Source organism: Methylobacterium sp. 13MFTsu3.1M2, assembly GCF_900112625.1.
Lineage (GTDB): Bacteria > Pseudomonadota > Alphaproteobacteria > Rhizobiales > Beijerinckiaceae > Methylobacterium.
In genome coordinates this window covers 1-19,433 of the sequence record NZ_FOMM01000030.1, presented here as the reverse complement: position 1 = coordinate 19,433, position 19,433 = coordinate 1, and the positions used below count along the sequence as shown (strand labels likewise).

The 19,433-nt window shown below is 66.8% G+C and carries 16 protein-coding genes and 1 pseudogene; 5 read left to right on the top strand and 12 right to left on the bottom strand.

What is annotated here, in order from left to right; translation table 11 throughout:
* Window positions 1–106: 106 nt before the first annotated feature.
* From BM314_RS25190 to BM314_RS25175, 4 genes and pseudogenes are all read left to right on the top strand, one after another.
* Entirely contained in the window at window positions 107–508 is a 402-nt protein-coding gene (locus tag BM314_RS25190; protein ID WP_091981000.1) for a DUF6455 family protein, read from the top strand.
* 85 nt (window positions 509–593) lie between these two features.
* Window positions 594–3,218, top strand: coding sequence for a cation-translocating P-type ATPase (locus BM314_RS25185; protein WP_091981096.1), 2,625 nt, complete (start codon window positions 594–596; stop codon window positions 3,216–3,218).
* Window positions 3,219–3,269: 51 nt separating this feature from the next.
* Window positions 3,270–3,566, top strand: coding sequence for a hypothetical protein (locus BM314_RS25180; protein WP_091682926.1), 297 nt, complete (start codon window positions 3,270–3,272; stop codon window positions 3,564–3,566).
* Between the two features lie 115 nt (window positions 3,567–3,681).
* Window positions 3,682–4,478, top strand: a pseudogene (locus BM314_RS25175) (universal stress protein).
* Between the two features lie 219 nt (window positions 4,479–4,697).
* Here BM314_RS25175 and BM314_RS25170 read toward each other — a convergent pair.
* The 3 genes from BM314_RS25170 to BM314_RS25160 all read right to left on the bottom strand — a co-directional run bounded on the left by BM314_RS25170 (window position 4,698) and on the right by BM314_RS25160 (window position 8,006).
* On the bottom strand, window positions 4,698–5,720 hold the full coding sequence (locus tag BM314_RS25170; protein ID WP_091980998.1) for an efflux RND transporter periplasmic adaptor subunit: 1,023 nt from the start codon (window positions 5,718–5,720) through the stop codon (window positions 4,698–4,700).
* Entirely contained in the window at window positions 5,704–7,404 is a 1,701-nt protein-coding gene (locus tag BM314_RS25165) for an ABC transporter transmembrane domain-containing protein (protein ID WP_091980996.1), read from the bottom strand. The genes BM314_RS25170 and BM314_RS25165 overlap by 17 nt, the downstream gene beginning before the upstream one ends.
* Before the next feature lie 323 nt (window positions 7,405–7,727).
* Window positions 7,728–8,006, bottom strand: coding sequence for a hypothetical protein (locus BM314_RS25160; RefSeq protein WP_091682933.1), 279 nt, complete (start codon window positions 8,004–8,006; stop codon window positions 7,728–7,730).
* 336 nt (window positions 8,007–8,342) lie between these two features.
* Here BM314_RS25160 and BM314_RS25155 point away from each other — a divergent pair, with 336 nt between their 5' ends.
* Complete coding sequence (locus tag BM314_RS25155) at window positions 8,343–9,290, top strand: LysR substrate-binding domain-containing protein (RefSeq protein ID WP_244540031.1); 948 nt, start codon at window positions 8,343–8,345, stop codon at window positions 9,288–9,290.
* On the opposite strand, the gene BM314_RS25150 is transcribed toward BM314_RS25155, so the two are convergent.
* The 9 genes from BM314_RS25150 to BM314_RS25115 form a co-directional block, all read right to left on the bottom strand.
* Window positions 9,247–9,939: a helix-turn-helix domain-containing protein gene (locus tag BM314_RS25150; protein ID WP_091980994.1), complete on the bottom strand. Its 693-nt coding sequence runs from the start codon at window positions 9,937–9,939 to the stop codon at window positions 9,247–9,249. The genes BM314_RS25155 and BM314_RS25150 overlap by 44 nt on opposite strands.
* Before the next feature lie 121 nt (window positions 9,940–10,060).
* On the bottom strand, window positions 10,061–10,282 hold the full coding sequence (locus tag BM314_RS25145; protein WP_091980991.1) for a hypothetical protein: 222 nt from the start codon (window positions 10,280–10,282) through the stop codon (window positions 10,061–10,063).
* Window positions 10,283–10,373: 91 nt separating this feature from the next.
* Complete coding sequence (locus tag BM314_RS25140; RefSeq protein WP_091980988.1) at window positions 10,374–10,742, bottom strand: SPW repeat protein; 369 nt, start codon at window positions 10,740–10,742, stop codon at window positions 10,374–10,376.
* A gap of 980 nt (window positions 10,743–11,722) precedes the next feature.
* On the bottom strand, window positions 11,723–12,109 hold the full coding sequence (locus BM314_RS30275) for a hypothetical protein (protein ID WP_139237877.1): 387 nt from the start codon (window positions 12,107–12,109) through the stop codon (window positions 11,723–11,725).
* A gap of 279 nt (window positions 12,110–12,388) precedes the next feature.
* Complete coding sequence (locus BM314_RS25135) at window positions 12,389–13,849, bottom strand: methyl-accepting chemotaxis protein (protein WP_091980986.1); 1,461 nt, start codon at window positions 13,847–13,849, stop codon at window positions 12,389–12,391.
* A gap of 440 nt (window positions 13,850–14,289) precedes the next feature.
* Window positions 14,290–14,610 (bottom strand): hypothetical protein, encoded by a 321-nt coding sequence (locus BM314_RS25130; protein ID WP_091980984.1) that lies wholly within the window; start codon window positions 14,608–14,610, stop codon window positions 14,290–14,292.
* 138 nt (window positions 14,611–14,748) lie between these two features.
* On the bottom strand, window positions 14,749–16,446 hold the full coding sequence (locus tag BM314_RS25125) for a methyl-accepting chemotaxis protein (RefSeq protein ID WP_091928006.1): 1,698 nt from the start codon (window positions 16,444–16,446) through the stop codon (window positions 14,749–14,751).
* Between the two features lie 143 nt (window positions 16,447–16,589).
* On the bottom strand, window positions 16,590–17,999 hold the full coding sequence (locus BM314_RS25120; protein WP_244540030.1) for a putative bifunctional diguanylate cyclase/phosphodiesterase: 1,410 nt from the start codon (window positions 17,997–17,999) through the stop codon (window positions 16,590–16,592).
* A 156-nt stretch (window positions 18,000–18,155) separates the two neighbouring features.
* Window positions 18,156–19,376, bottom strand: a complete 1,221-nt coding sequence (locus BM314_RS25115; RefSeq protein ID WP_091980982.1) for an IS256 family transposase — start codon at window positions 19,374–19,376, stop codon at window positions 18,156–18,158.
* Window positions 19,377–19,433: the final 57 nt, after the last annotated feature.

The following is a 19,433-nucleotide window of genomic DNA, read 5'->3' as shown; positions in this document are numbered from 1 at the left end:
GGCACCCGTCGGTTGAGCCTTGCGTCGGCACCACCTGATCGACCTTGAGATGGATCAAGGGAGCCGCGGCCCGGGAGGTGCAGTCAGGGGCTTTGCGGAGGCCGCCATGGCCGCACGAACCGACAAAACCGACCCGTTCGACCCGTTCGGCGTCGCCGCCTCAATGAACGAATGGTGTTGTTTGCTGAAGACGGCCCGAGAACTCAGAGACATCGACCAGGAGATGATGGAGGCGATGACGGAGGCTGACGCCTCATCTTCCATCGGCCTGTCGCCGGAAGCCGCCGCGAAGGTCCGCAACATCGCAAACCTCATGCGAAGCCTGAACATCGACCCCGAAGCTGTCCGGCTGCACCAGTCCGGGGCCATGCGAGAGCTTGAAGCGGCCTGCCTGAAGTGTACGGAACGCAGCCGTTGCGCGCGCGAGCTCTGGGCCGGAACCGCGTCCGACGCCTACCCGGAATACTGCCCGAATGCCGTTCGCCTCGACCGGTTACGACATGCTTGAACCGGGAGCGGCCATCGAACCCTTGTCGTCCGACCCGCAGGTGGCGACCGACCGTGCCATGCCGGCTATGGGGCAGGCTCATGCCATGCCGGTCGAGGACGTTCCCGGGCACTTCGGGACGAGCGTGCACATGGGCCTTACGGAGGCGCAGGTCCGGCAAAGGCTCGCCCGAGCGGGTCGAAACGTAATCGCCACGAAGGAGCCGACCGGCGCGCTCGTCCTGTTCCTGCACCAGCTTGGCAGCCCCGTCGTCTACCTGCTGGCGGCGGCCGGTGGGCTCTCGCTCTACTTCGGCGATTGGCGGGAGGTCGTCGCCGTCGTCGCGGTCCTGGCCGTCAACACCGGTCTCGGCTTCTTCACCGAGTTGAGGGCGGTGCGGTCCGTCGAGGGATTGCGGGCGCTCGGGACGCACTCGTCCCGCGTCCGTCGTGACGGGCAGGTCCGGGTGCTGGCGGCCGAGGATCTCGTCCCGGGCGACATCGTGCTGGTGGAAGGCGGGGATGCGGTCCCGGCCGACATCCGGCTGGTCGAGACTTCGAACCTGGGCGCGGACGAGTCGACGCTCACGGGGGAATCCGTGCCCGCGAACAAGTCGGCGGACCCGGTCGCTCCGGACGTGCTCCTGTCCGAGCGCTCGTCGATGCTCTTCCGGGGAACGCTGGTCACCCGCGGAAGTGCCACCGGCGTTGTCGTGGCGACCGGCGCCGGAACCGAGCTCGGCGGCGTCTCCCGCCTCGTGGAGCAGGCCGAGCCGGAGAGATCACCACTGGAGCGTCGCCTGGAACACCTGTCCCGGCAGATGGTCTGGGTCGTCCTGATGGTGGTCGTTTCCCTCGCCGGCGTCGGCGTGGCGACCGGGAAGGACCTCCGCCTGATGATCGAAGCCAGCATCGCACTGGCGGTCGCAGCCATTCCGGAAGGGCTGCCCATCGTGGCGACCCTGACGCTCGCGCGCGGAATGTGGAGGATGGCGCGCAGGAACGCGCTCATCGAGCGCCTTTCGGCCGTCGAGACGCTCGGGGCCACGACCCTCATCCTGACCGACAAGACGGGCACGCTCACCGAGAACCGGATGACGGTGCGGCATTTGTCGTCGCCCTCGGGCGATCTGCCCGTATCCGAGAGAGGGTGCGACCCGTCCAGCGAAGCCCGACGCCTGCTCCGCGTCGCCGTGCTCTGCAACGATGCAGCCCTCGGAGCAGGCGTCGGGGAGGGCAGCGGCGACCCGATGGAACAGGCGCTTCTGCGAGCGGGGCGGTCCGTGGGCCTCGACCGCGAAGCCCTACTGCACGACCGGCCGAAGGTGGGGAAGCACGCCTTCGAGGCGGACACCCGCATGATGGCGACCGTCCACGCTTCGGGGCCGCGCTACTTGGTGGCGGTCAAAGGCGCTCCGGAGGCCGTGCTCGCCGCCTCGCGATGTACCGGCGATGGAAAGCGCGACCGCCCGCTCGACGCTGTCGACCGCCACCTGTGGCGGCGGCGCGTCGAGGATCTCGGCGCACGGGGCCTGCGGGTCATCGCCTGTGCCGAGAAGATGGCGGACGAGAGGGACATCCATCCGTTCGAGGAGCTCACGTTCCTCGGGCTGGTCGGGTTGGAGGATCCCGCCCGGGAGGACGTTCCAGGGGCGCTGGCAGCCTGCCGCGCTGCCGGCATACGCGTCGTAATGGTCACCGGCGACCACGCCGTCACGGCGCGGAGCATAGCGCGCGCAATCGGGCTCGCCCGACCGGAGGACAAGGTTGCGGAAGGGGCTCCCGCTGGCGGCCTGCCGGACGGGCACGAGGACATCGCGGTCTTCGCGCGGGTGAGCCCGGCCGAGAAGCTGGCGTTGGTGCGTGCCTACCAGGACGTGGGTGAGGTCGTCGCCATGACCGGCGACGGCGTCAACGACGCCCCGGCCCTGAGGCAGGCGGACATCGGTGTCGCGATGGGTCAGCGGGGGACGGACGTGGCGCGCGAGGCAGCCGCCATGGTCCTCCTCGACGACGCGTTTCCGACCATCGTCGGCGCGATCCGAGAGGGACGGGTCATCTTCGACAACATCCGCCGGTTCGTCGCCTACCTCCTAGCCTGTAACTTGAGCGAGGTGATGGTCGTCGGGCTGGCGGTCGTGTCGACCTTGCCGTTGCCGATCCTGCCTTTGCAGATCCTCTACCTGAACGTCGTCACCGATGTCTTCCCGGCATTCGCGTTGGCGTTGGGAGAGGGTCGCGACGACATCCTACAGCGGCCGCCGCGGGACCCTAAGGAGCCCATCCTCGGGCGAAATCAATGGGTCCGGATCGTCCTGCATGCCGGCGCGATGACGGCATCGACCTTCGGCGCCTTGGCCGTTGCCGAGTTCTGGCTCGCCCTCGACCGAGCCTCCATCGTGACGGTCACGTTCCTGACGCTCGCCTTCGCGCAGCTCTGGCAGGTGTTCAACATGCGTGCCTCCGGTTCGAAGCACTTCCGGAACGAGGTCACGCGCAATCCCTGGGTCTGGGCCGCGCTGCTTCTGTGCACGGCGCTGCTCGTCGGACCGGCCTACCTTCCTCCCGTCGGCGCCGTGCTCGGCCTTGCCTCTCTCGGCTGGAACGGCTGGGCAATCGTACTACCGGCGAGCCTCGCGCCGCTGCTGGTCGTCCAATTCGGGACCTTCGTCGCAGGAGCAATCAAGCGGTCCGCGCGAGGGCCGAACCGTTTGAGGTCCGACGGTCGTTGACACCGGCGACGTGGGTATCCTTGCGAGCTTTCAAACTGGAGCAGGATAGCGATGAACCCGATTGCGGCCGATTGGGATGCACGGGTTGAGCGGCTGACCGGCCGCCTTCCCGTGCGCCTGCGCGAGGCGGTCACGTGGCTGAGAAAGCCATCGCGGCGCCCGGTGCGGCTTGCAGCGGCGCTCGCGCTGATCGGGGGTGGCCTGCTGTCGTTCCTGCCCATCCTCGGCCTCTGGATGCTACCCCTTGGCCTCGCCCTCTTGAGCGAGGACATCCCGTCGCTGAAGCCGCGGCTTGAGACGCTCGCCAGGGCCGTCGAGCGCGCCGTTTCCCGCTTCCGGAAGCCATGATCGGGCCGGATGCAGATGACCTGGCGCAGTCGTTGGACGTCCCGGTGTTGCGCTGGATCAAGGCGGGCCCGCCGCTACGATGGACACTTGGGCGACAAGGCAGTCCGGACCCCTCATGTCCCTCCCGTCCTCCTCCCCCTTCGCCGCGTTCCGCGACATTCTGGTCGCCGTCACCGAGGAGGGCCGCGGCGACGAGCCCGAGACGGCGCTCGGCTATGGCCTCACGTTTGCCGCCACGGCGGGCTCCCACCTGACCGTGCAGTCCGCTGCACGTCGTTTGACCATGGTCGGCGGAGCGGGTTTGGGGTTCGTCAAGCCGGGGACGCCGCGAGTGCGGGCGTGACCTGTAGGGCCGAGGCGCCTGCGCTCGCCTATCCGGACCTGATCGCACGAGTCACCGCTCGCGCTCGGCTCGCCGACCTGACCGTCCTGGATGCCGAGTCGCGGGAGGTGGATCTCGACCGCGACCTGATCGACGGGGTCCTGTTCGGGAGCGGTCGTCCGCTCGTCGTCGTGCCGGCGGGCCGCTCGGCGTTCTCCGCGCGGCGGGTCGTCGTCGCCTGGGACGGAAGCGCACAGGCTGCCCGGGCCGCAAACGACGCGCTGCCGTTCCTGCGCGCTGCCGAGGCGGTCGAGATCGTATCGGTGGTCGGCGAGAAGGACTTGTCGGCCTCGGCCGCCGGCGCCGAATTCGCGCCGCACCTCGCGCGTCACGGCGTGAACGTTTCGGTGAACGTCCTGCCTGTCGTCGATGACGTTGCGGAGACGTTGAGGGCCCAGGTCGGACTGTTCCGCGCGGACATGCTGGTGATGGGAGCCTACCAACACCCGCGCCTGCAGGAATGGTTCCTCGGCGGCGCAACCCGGTCACTCCTGACCCGAAGTCCGGTACCGCTGTTCCTCGCCCATTGAACGATCACGCGCCGGGTGTCGCGCCCGGGCTTTTCCGGCACCTGCGCCCAAAGCTTCGCGAGGGTCGGAAGACTCCCTGGCGCGCAGACGCTGACACCGGCACGCCATAGTCCGGCGCCACACGCGCTCCGCAAGGCCTATCCCGGCACAGGAGGCAGCTCGGCCCCGGACAGCCATTCGGCCTGGGCTCCGTCCCCGCTCCGCTTTTTGGGCGATCTTTCAGGACGAAGCGCTGGGCTGCTTTGGAAACTCCAGCGGGAAATTGTTAAGCACCCGCCAGAGCTCGTAGCCCATCGACACCGTCTCCATCCGAATCCAGCCCCGCGCCTTTGCTCCGAGCGGGATGAAATCAACGTCAGGCCATGTGGGTCGCTCGGGGTCCTGCTCGACCAGCACGCGAAACAAGCCGCTCTGTTGCGCCGAGAGGTCAACAGCACGGACCCGCCCATCGAACATGCCGTGGGCTATCGAGGGCCAGCCGCTGAACTGGATGGCGGGCCAGCCCTCGAAGGCGAGGCGCACGCTCTGACCAGGCCGGATCAGGGCGATGTCTCGCCCGTCGACCATCAGCTCGACGACGCGTTCCGGCGCGTGCGGCGCGAGGGTGGCCAGGGTGTCCCCCGCGTTCACCAGCGTACCGGCCGCGGCGGCGTTGATGTGCAAGATGCGACCGTCCCTCGGCGCGCGCACGAGCTGCGCCGATTGGCGGTTCACTGTCACGTCGAGGCGGCTGAGCTTGGCCTTGGCCCCGGCCAGCTTGGCGCGCTGCTCCGCCACGCGGATCTGCGCGGACTCGAAGTTGCGCCGGGTCACGAAGCCCTTCTCGGCGGCCTCGCGCGTCTGGCTGACCTGGCTCTCCGCCACCTTCACGGCTTGATCGGCCGCCGCGATCTCGGCCTCGATCTGCTCCCGTTCTGCGGCGAGCCGCTTGAGAAGGAACGGATCGTTGTCGACGAGACGGGCGATGGGATCCCCGGCGCGAACCCGCTGGCTATCCTCAACGTACCATTGCTCAACCCGGCCCTGGACCAGAGCCGTGACCGTCTGGACCCGGTCGGCTGGGTTCGGCGCGATGATGCGCCCGATCCCAGCCGATGTCTGAACCCAGGGCACGTAGAGGAGGATCAGGACCGCGAGAACGGTCCCCATACCGATGATCCACCCGAGGGCGACCGCCGCGCGGGGAGGCCGGATCCCGGTCAGGGTTGGGAAATGACGGATGTGTTCAGGCCGCGACAGCATGCGTCCTCTCCCTCGGTAGCGCCTTATCGAGCGGTGCCTCACGTTCGGTGGAGCGACCATAACCGTTGGGACCCAGCCGGATCTGGTCGTCGTGGATCGGCAGCAAGGGGCGGCCGGTGACGTGCAGCACCGTCGTGCCCACCGCTCGGAACCCTGCGAGCGCTGCCGCCACGCGATCCGGTGGCAGCAGGTCGAACAGCACCGAAAGGACGACGAGCTTTGGGGGATGGAGCAGGACGGCGGCCAGTTTCAACGCGACGGCCTCGCCCGGCGAGAGCGGCGAGCTGGACGCGGATAGGGTGGTGTCGAGCCCGGAGAGCAGGCGTCGGATGCGGTCTGCCAATCCGACACGATCCAGGCACTCGTGGATCCTCGCGGGGCACGTCCCATTCCCGGCCGACAGGTACTCGCGGATGGTCATCTCTGCGAGCGTCGGCCGGTCCAGGACGACGATTTCCGAGTGCAGCCGCTCCGCACCGAACGCCGCGATGTCGGCTCCCCCGACCATCACCCATCCATGCTGCGGCCGGACCCTCCGCTCAATGAGCGCCGCGAGCGTCCGCTCGACACCCTCGTCCGCGGCAACGGCGAGGATCTCGCCGCTCTCGACTGCGAAGTCGAAGCGGAGGCCGTCGTGCTCGACGTCGCGCAGGCGCAGGTTCCCGTCGGTGGGGCCCGGGCCGTTCCATCCGTCGCCGCCCACTTGCTCGATACCCTCGAACAGCGAAAGCTCGTGGAGCGCGGCGGCGAGGTCGTAGAAGGTCCTCGCATGGGAGCCAAGTTGCGAAATCCCGTAGAAGGCACTCGACAGGACGAGTTCCGCGGCCACGAGTTGTCCGAGCGACAACTGCCCTTGCAGGATCAGCCAACCGCCCATTGCCAAGAGGCCGGCGCTCGCGACCGCGTAGACCAAGAGGAAACCGATGGTCTGTGCGAAGGTGTGTCGGAAGTGGCGGCGATGCACCTTCGCGTAGGTGGCCGTCAACGCCTCGGAACGGGTCAGAGCGGTCGTGAGCCGGCCGCCGTGCCTGTAGAAGCCATTCGAACTGCCGATGCTCTCAAGCCAGCACGCCGTCTCATGCTTGGCATGGCTCAGCGCCGCGCCGGACCGGACCGCCGGCCCCGCCCAGAGGAGTGCGATGACGACGAGCACGGCGGCAACCACCAGATTGAAGGCGAGGAAGAACGGATGATAGAAGCTCGTTAGGACGAGACCGATCCCGGACTGCAGCAGGATCGCAAAGCCGCCGACCAGAAGATGTGGGACCGCCTTCTGGACCGTCATGAGGTCGAAGAAGCGATTGAACAGGTCGCTGCGGCGGGCATCGTCGAAATGTGAGTTCCTGGCATGGAGGGCGCGAAGGGTGATGTCCGCCACGGTTCTCGCGAACACGCGCCGCTCGAACAGCGCCAGGACATAGATCCGCGCGGCGCTCAGCAGAGCGGCGGTGAGCAACAGGCCAAGGAGTAGCCCGGACAGGACGAACAGGGGCGCCGGCAGCGCCGTGTTCGCGACCGAGTTGATCAGAAGCTGCACAGACACCGGCACGGCGAGGCCCAGGAGCGCCACGGCAATCCCGTAGACGACCGCCGTCCCGACGAAGCCGGCCTCCGGCTTGAGAAGGCGGCAGATGAGCCCGCAGGCTTTCGCGACCGTCAGGGGTGTGTGGTGCGTGGCATCCATGGGGCGAGAGCTTTCCAGCCTGGAACGAGGGCGTGCGAGGAGGACGGCGATTCCGGCCAAGTGCGGAGCGCGGCCTCGGAGAACGCTGAAAATCGTGGTGGTGCAGGATTGCGAAACCGGCTCGGGCTGCCTGGCTTGGGCGACGCTAGATTCTCACGGGCTTGGATCGAAGAGACAGGCGGTCAGCCGCCGGGCGTGCGGCGGATGCCCTGAAGGCAGGGATTGCAAGCGCGGTCCGCCATACCGGGTGACACGGCGGAGCACGTTGGCAACGGCTATTGCCGTGAACCGGACGGCTATCGGGTCAAGGCAGGGCACCCGCTTCAGCAGCGGTAGCCACCCGACGTCTGGCCGTACTGCTGCACAGGGAAGTGCTGCTGGTCGGCGTTGCCTTCCTGGGCCGAACTCCGGCGGCAGCCTCCGACCGCGGGGGTCAGGACCTCACCGGGTAAGATCGAGCCGGTTGAGAGGCCGTCCCATGTCGTCTGCGGGAGGGGCCGCGATCCAGGGCCTACGCGCAAATCGGCGAACGCAGCGGAGAGCGGCGCGACACTGAGCGCGGCCGCGACGGACACGACGGATAACTTCTTCGACGCCTTCATCGCTCGTCTCCAATCAGGTTTGCGGTCGTTATGACCTTCCCGTGGATCAAGGTTGGAGCGGATTCACATTCACCAATATCGCTCGCCTCATCCACGCGACTGATTTGTAGCGATGAGCTACGATCTACAATTTCCAGACTTCAATGGGAGTCATTGCAAAAGCAAATGATACTCAATGCGCTGTAAAAGGCCTTTCGATGTTTAATCCTCGTTCGCAGCATCCAATGAGCAGCCGATGTGTGTTGAGTCACATGGCGCCATCAAGAGTCGGTCCGACCCTGTGGAGGCTCGATCCGGGAGCTTGAGATCCGGCCCCGACGACCTGACGTGAGGTCGATGCCCGGCCCATCGTTGCCTTTCGACCTCGACCTGCTGCGCACCTTTGTCGCCATCGTCGACAATGGGAGCTTCACGCGCGCGGCCAGCAGGTTGCGCCTGACACAGTCGACCGTGTCGCTTCAGATCAAGCGCCTGGAAGACGGCCTCACCTGTCGCCTGTTCCACCGTGACGGCCGGGGACTCAAGCTGACACCCGAGGGCGAGGTGCTGCTCACCTATGCACGGCAGATCCTCAAGCTGGGAGCCGAGGCCCTTTCGCGGATCGTCACTCCGGAACTCACGGGGGTGGTCAGGCTAGGAACGCCAGAGGATTTCGCGACCACGCACCTGTCGGAGGTTTTGGCGCGCTTCGCCCGCTCTCACCCGCAGGTCGCGCTCGAAGTGAACTGCGACTTCACGGTCAACCTGCTCGATGACTTCTCAAAGGGCCGGTACGACCTGATCCTGTTCAAGCGAGAGCCGCAAGGTCCAGCCGGCGGGACGAAGGTCTGGCGGGAGGTGCTCGATTGGGTCGCGTCACCGCGTCTGGTCGCGGGAGACGGCGGCCCGATCCCGCTCGTCCTATCACCGGCGCCGGACGTCTATCGCAAGCGCGCACTGTCGGCCCTCGATGCCGCGGGTCGGGATTGGCGCATCGTCTACACCAGCCCAAGCCTGGCCGGATTGCAGGCTGCCGTGCAGGCCGGTCTCGGGGTGACGGTGCTGCCGACGGAGATGATCCCAGCGGACATGGTGTCAATCTCGGGCCGCTTCGGGTTGCCGAAGCTCCCCGATACGGAGATCGTCCTCTACCAGGCTCCGGGCCACGTCCCGCCGGCAGCGGAGCTTCTATCGACGACGGTCATCGCAGCGCTGGAGCGGCGGGTCGCCGTCCCCAGCGCAAGTCTATTCGAAGGCCAGCTCAGTCCTCGACCACGCGGCGGAGCCGGGCGCGCCTCAGGCTAACCTGACGGCCGCCGACGCGTTGCAGGGCGCCGTCCTCCTCAAGCTGCGAGAGGGTGCGCGAGACGGTCTCGATGGTCAGGCCGAGGAAGTCGGCGATGTCGCGGCGGGTCATCGGTAAGGCGAACGTCCCGGAGCCGCCAAGGCGCTCGTCCACCTCGATGAGGAAGGTCGCCACGCGCTCCGCCGCCGAGCGGCGCCCGAGCAGCAGCATGTGGTCCTGGGCGTGCCGCAGGTCGTTCGTGGCCATGCCCCAGAGCTGGCACGCGACCTCGGCACTGCCGGTAGCGGCGCGCTCGACCTGCCGGCGCTTGAAGATCAGCACCTTGGTATTGGTCAGGGCCTCGGCGGTGTGGCGATGACTTTCTCCCTGCTCAAACCCGAAAAGGTCGCCGGGCAAGTGGAAGCCGGTGATCTGCCGCCGGCCGTCGCTCAGCAGCTTGTGTGTGCGCACCGCGCCGCCGACGACCTTGTAGACATACTCGGCCTCCTCACCCTCGCCGTAGACCTCCTCCTCGCGGGTGTAGGAGTAAGGCGTACCGATAACCTCGGGACAACCGGCGAAAAGGACGCTTTCGTTGAGGTCCGGTACGGGAGCGAAATGGCCGACCGGCACCCGCGTGGATGTCCATGCCGTGTGCTCGGTGCTCATCGCTTCGCTCCTCACCTGCGTCGATGAGAGGAGATTGGCGTCGGTCGTGGAGCGACGAAATTCCGGTCGGCTTCTTAAGCGGGCCCGCTTAAGGGCAACTACGTAGCGTCGTTGGCCGCGGTCAGATGCTGGCGGTCGCCACGAGCGCCCAAGCGGGAACGGGATCGGACAAACCGAGCAGACCGCTGCGTCCCGCGAGCATCCAGCCGATGGCGGTGGTGAGCTCGTACGTCAGACCGCTCAGGACGAGCGTGACGACGTCGGCGTGGCGGCGAAGGGCGTGGATGCCGGCGCAGCCGGCCGTGAAGGTCGCGTCGGCGAGCGCGACTGGGTCGAGTGGCATGACGGCCTCCGGGAAGGGGGGCTCTGGGGAGATCGACCACGGCCGCATCGGGCGAGGTACCGGCGCGGCCGCTTCGGCGACGGACGGTCGGTCAGACCGAGCGCGCCTGGGGGGACACGAACAGCCGCCAGAGCTCGAATGCGGCCAGGGCGGCGACCGCGAGCCCGATCACGACGTGTGTCCACGTTGGCACGGCCGAGTCCGCGAAGCCGAGCGCCCACGGGGCAATGGACACCCAGAGGCCGACGGCGAGGTTTATGTACTTCTCCCAGTCGTAAGACTTGCTGAGGGCGAGCACCGCGATAATTGCGATGGCCATCCCGCACACGAAAGCGATTTGGGCCCCGGCGGTCTCGCTTCCGAGGCTCAGGTACCAGGGCATCATGAGCAGAGCGACGCCGAGCAAGGCATTGAGGGCGTTTGGGATCATGTCCTCGGTTCGGTTCTCCATGGTTCGCATCGTTGCCTCCTTACGGAAGAGGGGAGAACCGGGACCGGACACACTGAACACGGGGCCCCGGGGCGGCAGACGGCCTGCCGCCTCCTGAGATCGAGCATCCGACCATGTCGCTTCGAAGCATTGATGTGGCTCAAGATGAGCGAGGAGCTCCCGTGGCCTTAGCCCGCAGGCACTCGGCATGCGTGGAGCTGGCGGCCCGGCCCGTACCTGATCAGATGATTGATTGACGGTCCCCAAGCGTGCAGCCCGCCGCGGGACTTCGCGGGCGCGGTGGCTTACGCGGAACGGCCCAGGGCCCAACGTCGAAGGGACCCCGTGTGCCTTCCCTGTTCCGGCTGGCTTCCAGGCTGGCGTGAAGGCCGCCAAACGACCTTGAACTGGCGCAATCCAGCTATGGTCACAGACGGCCCGAGGATCAGGTCGAGCGCGTGCTAGTGGTCGAACTCTGATGGATGGAACCCATACCCTGGGTCTGCTGCCGACCCACAACAGTCAATTAACTGCGACCTTGTCGATCCCAGAAGCGGACGCATCGAGTGCTGTCTCTGAGGCAGTAATACGCGCATTACGGCCAATCAGTGATCTCCTACTGTATTCATTAAATTGAATAAAATCACCTGATTTAGTGCCACGATACTCGATCGTTGCAATCTTTTCAAATGGTCGCAGTGCTAATTTGCCTCGGTGCTCATCACCGACGGCTAAATTAGATCATCATTGTCAGGCGCTGTTGGCACGCAAAATGTTCTCGCCAAGGATAGCACCAGCACCTAGCTTTTACGGAACAGCTCTTCCAAGCGCCGTTTGCAAGCGACGGGTCAGCTTCTATCCATTGCCTATACGGAGTGCCCCGCCTAAAGCGAACATGGCAGCCATCTACGTCCTCCCAATCTGACCTCACAAGTGGGAGCGATGCGGCCAGCAGCACATGGATCCCACCGTAGCGCATACGTTGGGCGAACTTCTCGGTTTCTAGTGGGTCAGACCCAATTTATCGCAATCATGAACTCAGAGAGGGCAGTCATGCCTGCTTCTGTGATGGTCCACTCAACAACGGAATTACCGCGCAGATGATGCAGGCGCGGACCTCCGATCCGTTGGATAAGACCCAGACGTTCCAGAAGGAGATTTCTCGTATCATCGGCCGCCATCTCGCGGTTGCGTGCACCGATCAAAGCGAGGCGCTCGCCTTGTGTCTTCTTCAATAGATCGCTCACCGCTTGGCCAGTTCGTCTGCGCCGGTGGTCCGAATCGAGAACAAGGAGGCCGGCATGTGATCGTCGCACCTCCCGCGTTGCAGGATCCTGCAATAATCCCTCGACGCTCCGCTCGCCGGAGCGTCTGATCACCGCCTCGCCGTCACTCATAGTGATTATAGGCGTTCTGCAATTGATCATCACAGAGCGTTTGACCCTCTATCTGAAACGACGCTGCGTCCCGCGATGTCATTGATTCGCTCGAAGCTGACTCGTCTCGGCAATAGCGGAGACGAATGCCGCATCCTGCCGTGCACGATCTCAATCTGGCGCGCCGCAAAGCATGCCCGGGCCGGCGCCTTCACGAAGGGTCGATCGAGCAGCGTTCGCTTCAGGCCGCCCTTGGGGAGCCTGAAGCGGAAAGCTGGACTGGCCTCCTGATGCCTCTCATCAACCCGCCTTGAGGTACTTCTCCATGCTGGCACCGAGGCCGGCGGAATGCGCCTCGAGCTTGTCGGAGATCCGCCGGACCATCTCTGCGAGTTGTCCCGTCTCTCCGGCCGCGGCCGAGACACCAGTGATGTTGGACGACATCTCCTGTGTCGAGGCGGCCTGCTCCTCGACGGCGCTCGCCATGGCCAGCGTGAGTTTCGAGAGCTCGGCCACCTCGTCGGTGATCAATCGGATCGCCGTCACGGCCTCGCCGGTCGCCTTCTGGATGGCGTGAACCTTGTGGGTGATCTCGCCGGTCGCCCGCGCCGTCTGGCCGGCAAGTTCCTTGACCTCTGTGGCCACCACCGCGAAGCCGCGCCCGGCCGCGCCTGCACGCGCCGCCTCGATCGTGGCGTTGAGCGCGAGGAGGTTGGTCTGGTCGGCGATCGACTTGATCATTCCCACCACCGCGTCGACCTCGCCGGCGTTGGCCGCGAGATTGCGCACCGTTGCGTCCGTCGCCGTCGCTTGGTTGGCGATCTGCTGGGTGCGTTCGGAGACCCGCCCGACCTGGCCCGAGATCTCGTGGATCGAGCTGGTCATCTCCTCGGATCCCGCCGCCACGGAGTTCGCGCGCTCGCTCGCCGCGTCTGCCGAGCGGTTCAGGCCCTCCGCCGAATCTTTCATCTCGCCGATTGCGGTCCCGAGGGCCTCGACGACGCCAGCGACGTCCTCGGCCATGGCGAGCTGTGCGGTGATGACCGACCAAGTCAACATGGGCCCAACATAGGCTCCATCCGCGTCGGTGATGGCGGAGACCTGCAAGTCGAGGGTCTCGGGTCCGACCTTGATCTTGGTGCGGTGGGGCAGTCGGCGCGCGTCAGCCAGCATGTTTCGCTGATGATGCGGATTCTTGTGGAACACGTCGAAGGACTGACCCATCATCTCGGAGACCTTGATCGGCAGATACCGTTCGATAGCTTCCAGTGTCTTGCGCGAGGTGTTGTTGATGTAGTTGATCTTGAAATCGTTCTTCGGGTCTGCGGTCATGACCGCGACCGGCATCTCGTCGATCATGCGCAGCAGTCGGTTGGTCTCGCTCTTCTTGGCCGTGATGTCGCTGGCGAACTTGATGACCTTGAACGGCTTGCCGTCGGAGCCCAGGATCGGATTGTAGGTGGCTTCGAGCCAGACCTTCGCGCCGGACCGCGCGCGGCGGGGAAATTCGCCGGACGCAAACTCGCCGGCTCGCAGCTTCGACCAGAATTCGTCGTATTCCGAACTACTGGCCATCTCCTCGCCGACTAGGATCCGGTGGTGTTTTCCCTGCAGGGAAGCCAGATCGTAGCCCACGACGGCCAGAAAATTCGGGTTGGCGCGCAGGATCGTGCCATCCATACCGAACTCGATGATGGCCAATGAGCGCGTCAGCGCGTCGATGGTGGCCTGGGTTTCATTATAGGCAGACTTACGGAACATGGCGCAACTTTCATTGGACGCCATATCGTGACATAGAGACAATAAGCTGGACTTAGCAGCACCTCCGAATCCGGCCTGGAACGTGCAGCGCCACGTTTCATTTCGGGGAATTTTTGGAGCCTGATACAGATATCGGTCGGATCATGAGCTATTCCGTGTCAGATGGATCCTCGCCTTCAGTCTTCGCTGCTGCCGGCGAGCGGACAGCGGTTGTCAAATGACCAGAGCCGGTCCGAGCGCGCGCGTCGGGAGCTGCTGCGCCCGGTGGCACGGCTGGCGACGGCATGATCCGCGCGTCAGGTCGAACGTGGTATTTCCGGTCGCTTGACCTGCGCCTTCATCCGCGCCGAAGCGTCCGTCCGGTGTACGGAACTCGCTCAGTCTGGGACAGAGCCGTGATCCGGATCGCCTATCCCGCATTCGCGAGATTATGGCAAAGGCTACCGCGAAGCCTGCTCCAAGTCCTCTTCGTCTGAGAGCCGAAGGAATTCCTCGACCTTCGCGACGTTGCGCTCCGCCAAGGCGAGGACTTTCCAGGCCGCGGCCAGCATCTCCGGCTCGGCGGCCAGCCTCTCGTCCGGCGCTTTGAGGACCCGTCTGAGGCCGCCGGCCAGTGCCCGCATCGACGCCGCGGCCTGACGGATCTGCGCGATCCGCGGACCGATGTCCTCGCCGGAATCGAGGCGCCGGCGCAGGTCCAAAAGTATCGCGCGGGCGCTCTCGGCGCCCGGGATGGTGCCGAGAGGGATGATGTCGGCCATGGCGATCACGCCTGCCCGACCCGGTACGGGCCGCAACGCCGGTGCCCCGCCGCGGCATCTCCCCGGCAACCCGGCCGAAGCGTGGGATTGGCCCCGAGGCCCGGGACGCTGGCTGTGCTGCACGCCATCGGGATCGGCTCAGGCCGCGCGCACGGTGGTGAGGAAGCGCGTCATCTCCGCTGCTAGCTGCTCGGCGTGTCGCGACAGCTCGCCGGACGACGCCAGCACCTGGGTCGCCGCCGCGCCGGTAGCCTCCGACGCTGACGCGACTCCGGCGATGTTGCCGGTCACCTCCGCGGTGCCCGTCGCCGCCTGGGCGACGTTGCGCACGATCTCCTGGGTCGCCGCGCCCTGCTGCTCCACGGCGGCGGCAATGCTGGCCGCCACCGTGTTGATCTCGCGGATGCGCCCCGTGATCGCGCCGATGGCCGAGACGGCCTCGCCTGTCACGCCCTGGATGCGGCCGATATGGCCGCCGATCTCGTCCGTCGCCCGGGCCGTCTGCGAAGCGAGTTCCTTGACCTCGGCTGCGACGACCGCGAAGCCTTTGCCGGCCTCGCCGGCCCGCGCCGCCTCGATGGTCGCGTTCAGCGCCAGGAGGTTGGTTTGGCCAGCGATGGCCGAGATCATCGCGACGACGTCGCCGATTCTCGCGACGGCCGTCGTGAGGTCCTCGACGAGCCGCGCCGTCCGGTCGGCCTCGCCGACAGCGGCCTGGGCGAGGGATGCCGATCCCTGTACCTGACGGCCAATCTCCTGAACCGAGCTCCCGAGCTCCTCGGAGGCCGCCGCCACGGTGCCGACGTTCGACGCTGCCTGATCGGCCGCCGCAGCCACGGCCGTGGACTGCGTGGCCGTCTCGGTCGCGGTCGCCGTCATCGTCGCGGCCGTGGCCTGCAACTCCGTCGCGGAGGCCGAGACCATCCCGACGATGCCTCCGACGGCCCGCTCGAAGCCGTTCGCGAGGTCCATCATGAGGCGCCGTCGCTCGGCGCCGGCCGCCGCGTCGGCGGCGCGCTTCATCTCCGTGTCCTCGACGGCCTTCCGCGCGACCATGGCCCGGATGTCCGCAACGGCCTTGCCGACCTGGCCGATCTCGTCGCGACGGGCGGCCTCCGCGATGTCGGCATCGATATCGCCCTCGGCCATGCGCTGCAGAACGGCGACCAGCCGCGTCAGGGGCCGCGTCAGCCCGAAATGGACGATGGCGAACGCGATGGCCAGGGCCGCGAGCAGCCCGGCGACCGCGGCCGTGACGAGGACCGTCGTCGCCCGCTCCGCGCTCGCCTGGGCCTCCGCCTTCGCCTGGGCGAGCTCGGCCGCGAGATTGTCGATGCGCGGCTGGACGAGGTCGCGGACCTTGTTGCGGGCCGCGAGACCTTCGGAAAGCACGATTGTCCGCGCGGTCTCGGCGTCCCTGTCGAGGGCCGCCGCGTTCGCGCGCCCGACGATGTGGAAATAGGCCTCGACGGCCTCTCGCAGCTTCTGATTGACGGCCCGCCGCTCGGGCGAGTTCGACAGCGCGATCAGCCTGTCGACCGCCACGTAGGCCTGTTTCACGGCCTCGTCGTAGCGCGATCGGTACGTGGCCTGCTCGGGCGGCCGGTCCTCGATGAGAATGTTCCGATTCTGAACCGTCGCCTCGAGGACGTTCGTGCGAACAGTCAGGATATTCTCAAGTCGCGCGGACTGAACATCGACGATGTGCTGCGTCTTCTCGTTCAACTCATCGAAGACGCCGTGCGCGCGATACACGAGCCCGCCGGCGACGGCGGCGACCAGCAGCAGCGGGATCGTCACCTTAGTAACAATCTTGAGGTCGGACAGGCGCGACATGTACTGATGCTCCAATAATTCGGAATTTTGAAGTCGCCGCATTTAAAGACGCGTTGCTTGGCAATCGCGCTCTGGGGGGCGTCCTCAGCGCGACAAGAGAGATTTTCTGCCTTTCGGCGGTGACGCGATGCGCCGCCCGTCAACTACGAGGCGCGGGCCAGCGACAGGACCGGGCGCGCATCGGCGGTCGGGCTCCCGTCCGGATCGCTGGCGCTCACGCTTGGCGGCGGCGCAGCACCCTCGATGCGCGCGATCAGCGCCGCGACCTCGTGGACCGGGCGCGCCGGGCTGTAGAGGAAGCCCTGCGCGATGTCGCAGCGCTTGTCCCGGAGGACGTCCAGTTGCTGCCGGGTCTCCACGCCCTCCACCGTGACGCTCATCGACAGGGCCCGCGCCATTCGGGCGATGGCCTCGACCACAGCGACCTTCTCGGGGCGACCCTGCAGATCGCGCACGAAGGAGCGGTCGACCTTCACCTTGTCGAACGGGAATTCGGTCAGGTAGCTCAGGCTCGAGTAGCCCGTGCCGAAGTCGTCCAGCGCGATGCGCACGCCCGTCGCGCGCAGGCGCTTCAGGTTCTCCAGAACCTCCGGACCGTGGTCGAGCAGCACCGACTCGGTGATCTCGATCTCGAGCCGATCTGGCGCGAGGCCGGTCTCGCGGAGAACGGCCGCGACCTCGGCGTGGAAGCCCGGCATCCGCACGTGGATGGAGGAGATGTTCACCGCGATCTTCAGGTCGGACCACGTGCGGGCGTCGGTGCAGGCACGGCGCAGGGCCCAGCGGCCGATCTCGACGATGAAGCCGGTCGCCTCGGCGATGGGGATGATCTCCCCCGGCGAGACCCAGCCGTACCCGGGCTTGTTCCACCGCAGCAGCGCCTCGAAACCGGCGACACGACCGCTCCGCATGTCCACCAGGGGCTGGTAGTGCAGCTCCATCTCGTCCGCCGCGAGGGCCGCGCGCATGTCCAGGTCGAACTGCCGCTGACGGACGACCCGCTCCTCCAGCGACGGATCGAAGGTCCGCCAGCAGCCCTTGCCGTCCGCCTTGGCGGCGTAGAGGGCGAGGTCGGCGCGCATGAGCAGGCTGGCAGGCTCGATCGCGTCGTCCGGCATGTAGGCGATGCCGACGCTGACACCGACCTCCAGCCGGGCCTCGTCGATCTGGAACGGGCGGCGCAGCTCGGCCACCACGCGGGCGGCGAGGGCCTCGGCCGCGGGCCGACCGAGATCGCGGACGACCATCGCGAATTCGTCGCCGCCGAGGCGGAACAGGCTGTGCGGTTCACCGATGGCGAGCAGGCGTGCAGTGACCGCGCGCAGCAATCGGTCGCCGACAAGGTGGCCGCGACTGTCGTTGACGGCCTTGAAGCCGTCGAGGTCGAGATAGAACAGCGCACTCGGTCTCTCCGCCGTGCGAACCGTGCGGCAGAGCGTCCCCAGCGCGTCCTGGAAACCGCTGCGGTTCGGCAGTCCGGTCAGGCTGTCGTGACCCGCAAGGAAGGCGATGCGGGCCTGCGCCTCCCGGCTCTCGGTGGCGTCCGAGCCCACGCCGCGATAGCCCGCGAACGCTCCCTGCGCGTCGAAGACGGGCTTGCCGTTGAGCGTGATCCAGCGCGTGCCGGCCGCGGTACGGAGCCGGATGGTGCGATCGCGGAAAGGCGCGGGGACTGTCAGGAATTCCGTGTGCGGGCGGCGGGTTGAACATCAGGCCGCCATGGCCCGTGTGAAGCGCTCGCCGAAGATGACGGCGAACTGCGCCTTGGCCATGACCCACTCACGTGGCCCCATCTTCCACGCCTTCTCGGAGCGGTTCAAGACCAGGTAGAGCAGCTTCAGCGCGGCCTCGTCGGTCGGGAAGTGACCGCGGGCGCGCACAGCCCGGCGCAGCGTGGCGTTCAGGGCCTCGATGGCGTTGGTCGTGTACAGGATCCGGCGCACCTCGCCGGGGAAGGCATAGAACGGGACCACCTCGCCCCAGGCCCGTCGCCAGCTCTGGGCGATGGCTGGGTAGCGCCGACCCCATTCGCTTGTCTCGAAGGCCGCCAACGCCGCCTCGCCAGCCGCGGCATCGAGCGCGCGGTAGATGTCCTTCAGCGCACCCGCCACGAGCTTGCGGTCCTTGTAGGACACGAAGTCGAGGCTGTGGCGTAGCAGGTGCACGATGCAGGTTTGGACCAGCGCCTCGGGGAACACCGCCCGGATCGCATCGGGGAAGCCCTTCAGGCCATCGACCACGGCAAGCAGCACGTCCTCGACGCCGCGGTTCCTTAGCTCGTTCATGACCCGCAACCAGAACTTGGCGCCCTCGTTCTGCTCCAGCCAGAGGCCGAGGATCTCCTTGGAGCCGTCGGCGCGCACGCCCAGCGCGATGTGGACGGCCTTGTTGCGGACCACGCCCTCGTCACGCACCTTGATCCGCAGGGCGTCAAAGAACACGATCGGGTAGACCGGCTCCAGCGGCCGGGCTTGCCAGGCGGCGACCTCCTCCAGGACCGCGTCGGTCACCGCGCTGATCAGGTCGGGTGAGACCTCGATCCCGTAGAGCTCGCGCAGGTGCGCGGCGATCTCTCGGGTGCTCATGCCACGCGCATACATCGACACGATCTTGTCGTCGAAGCCCGGGAAGCGGCGCTGGTAGCGGGCGATCAGCTGCGGGTCGAACGTCGCATGCCGATCGCGCGGGATCGCCAGTTCGATCCGGCCCGTCTCGGTCGTGACCGTCTTGCGACCGTAGCCGTTGCGCGTGTTGCCGGCGTCCTCGCCCGCCAGATGATGGTCCATCTCTGCGTTGAGCGCCCGCTCGGCCAGGGCCTTCTTCAGCTCGTCCAACAGACCGTCGGCCTCGAAGGCCGTCTTCGGATCGGCCCCGGCCAGGAGCTGGTCCAGGATCGCGTCAGGGATGCGGGGTGCTTTGCGTCGTGCCATCGGGAACCTCCTTCGGGTCCACTATGGCCGCCCCCACACGAAATTCCTGACAGTCCC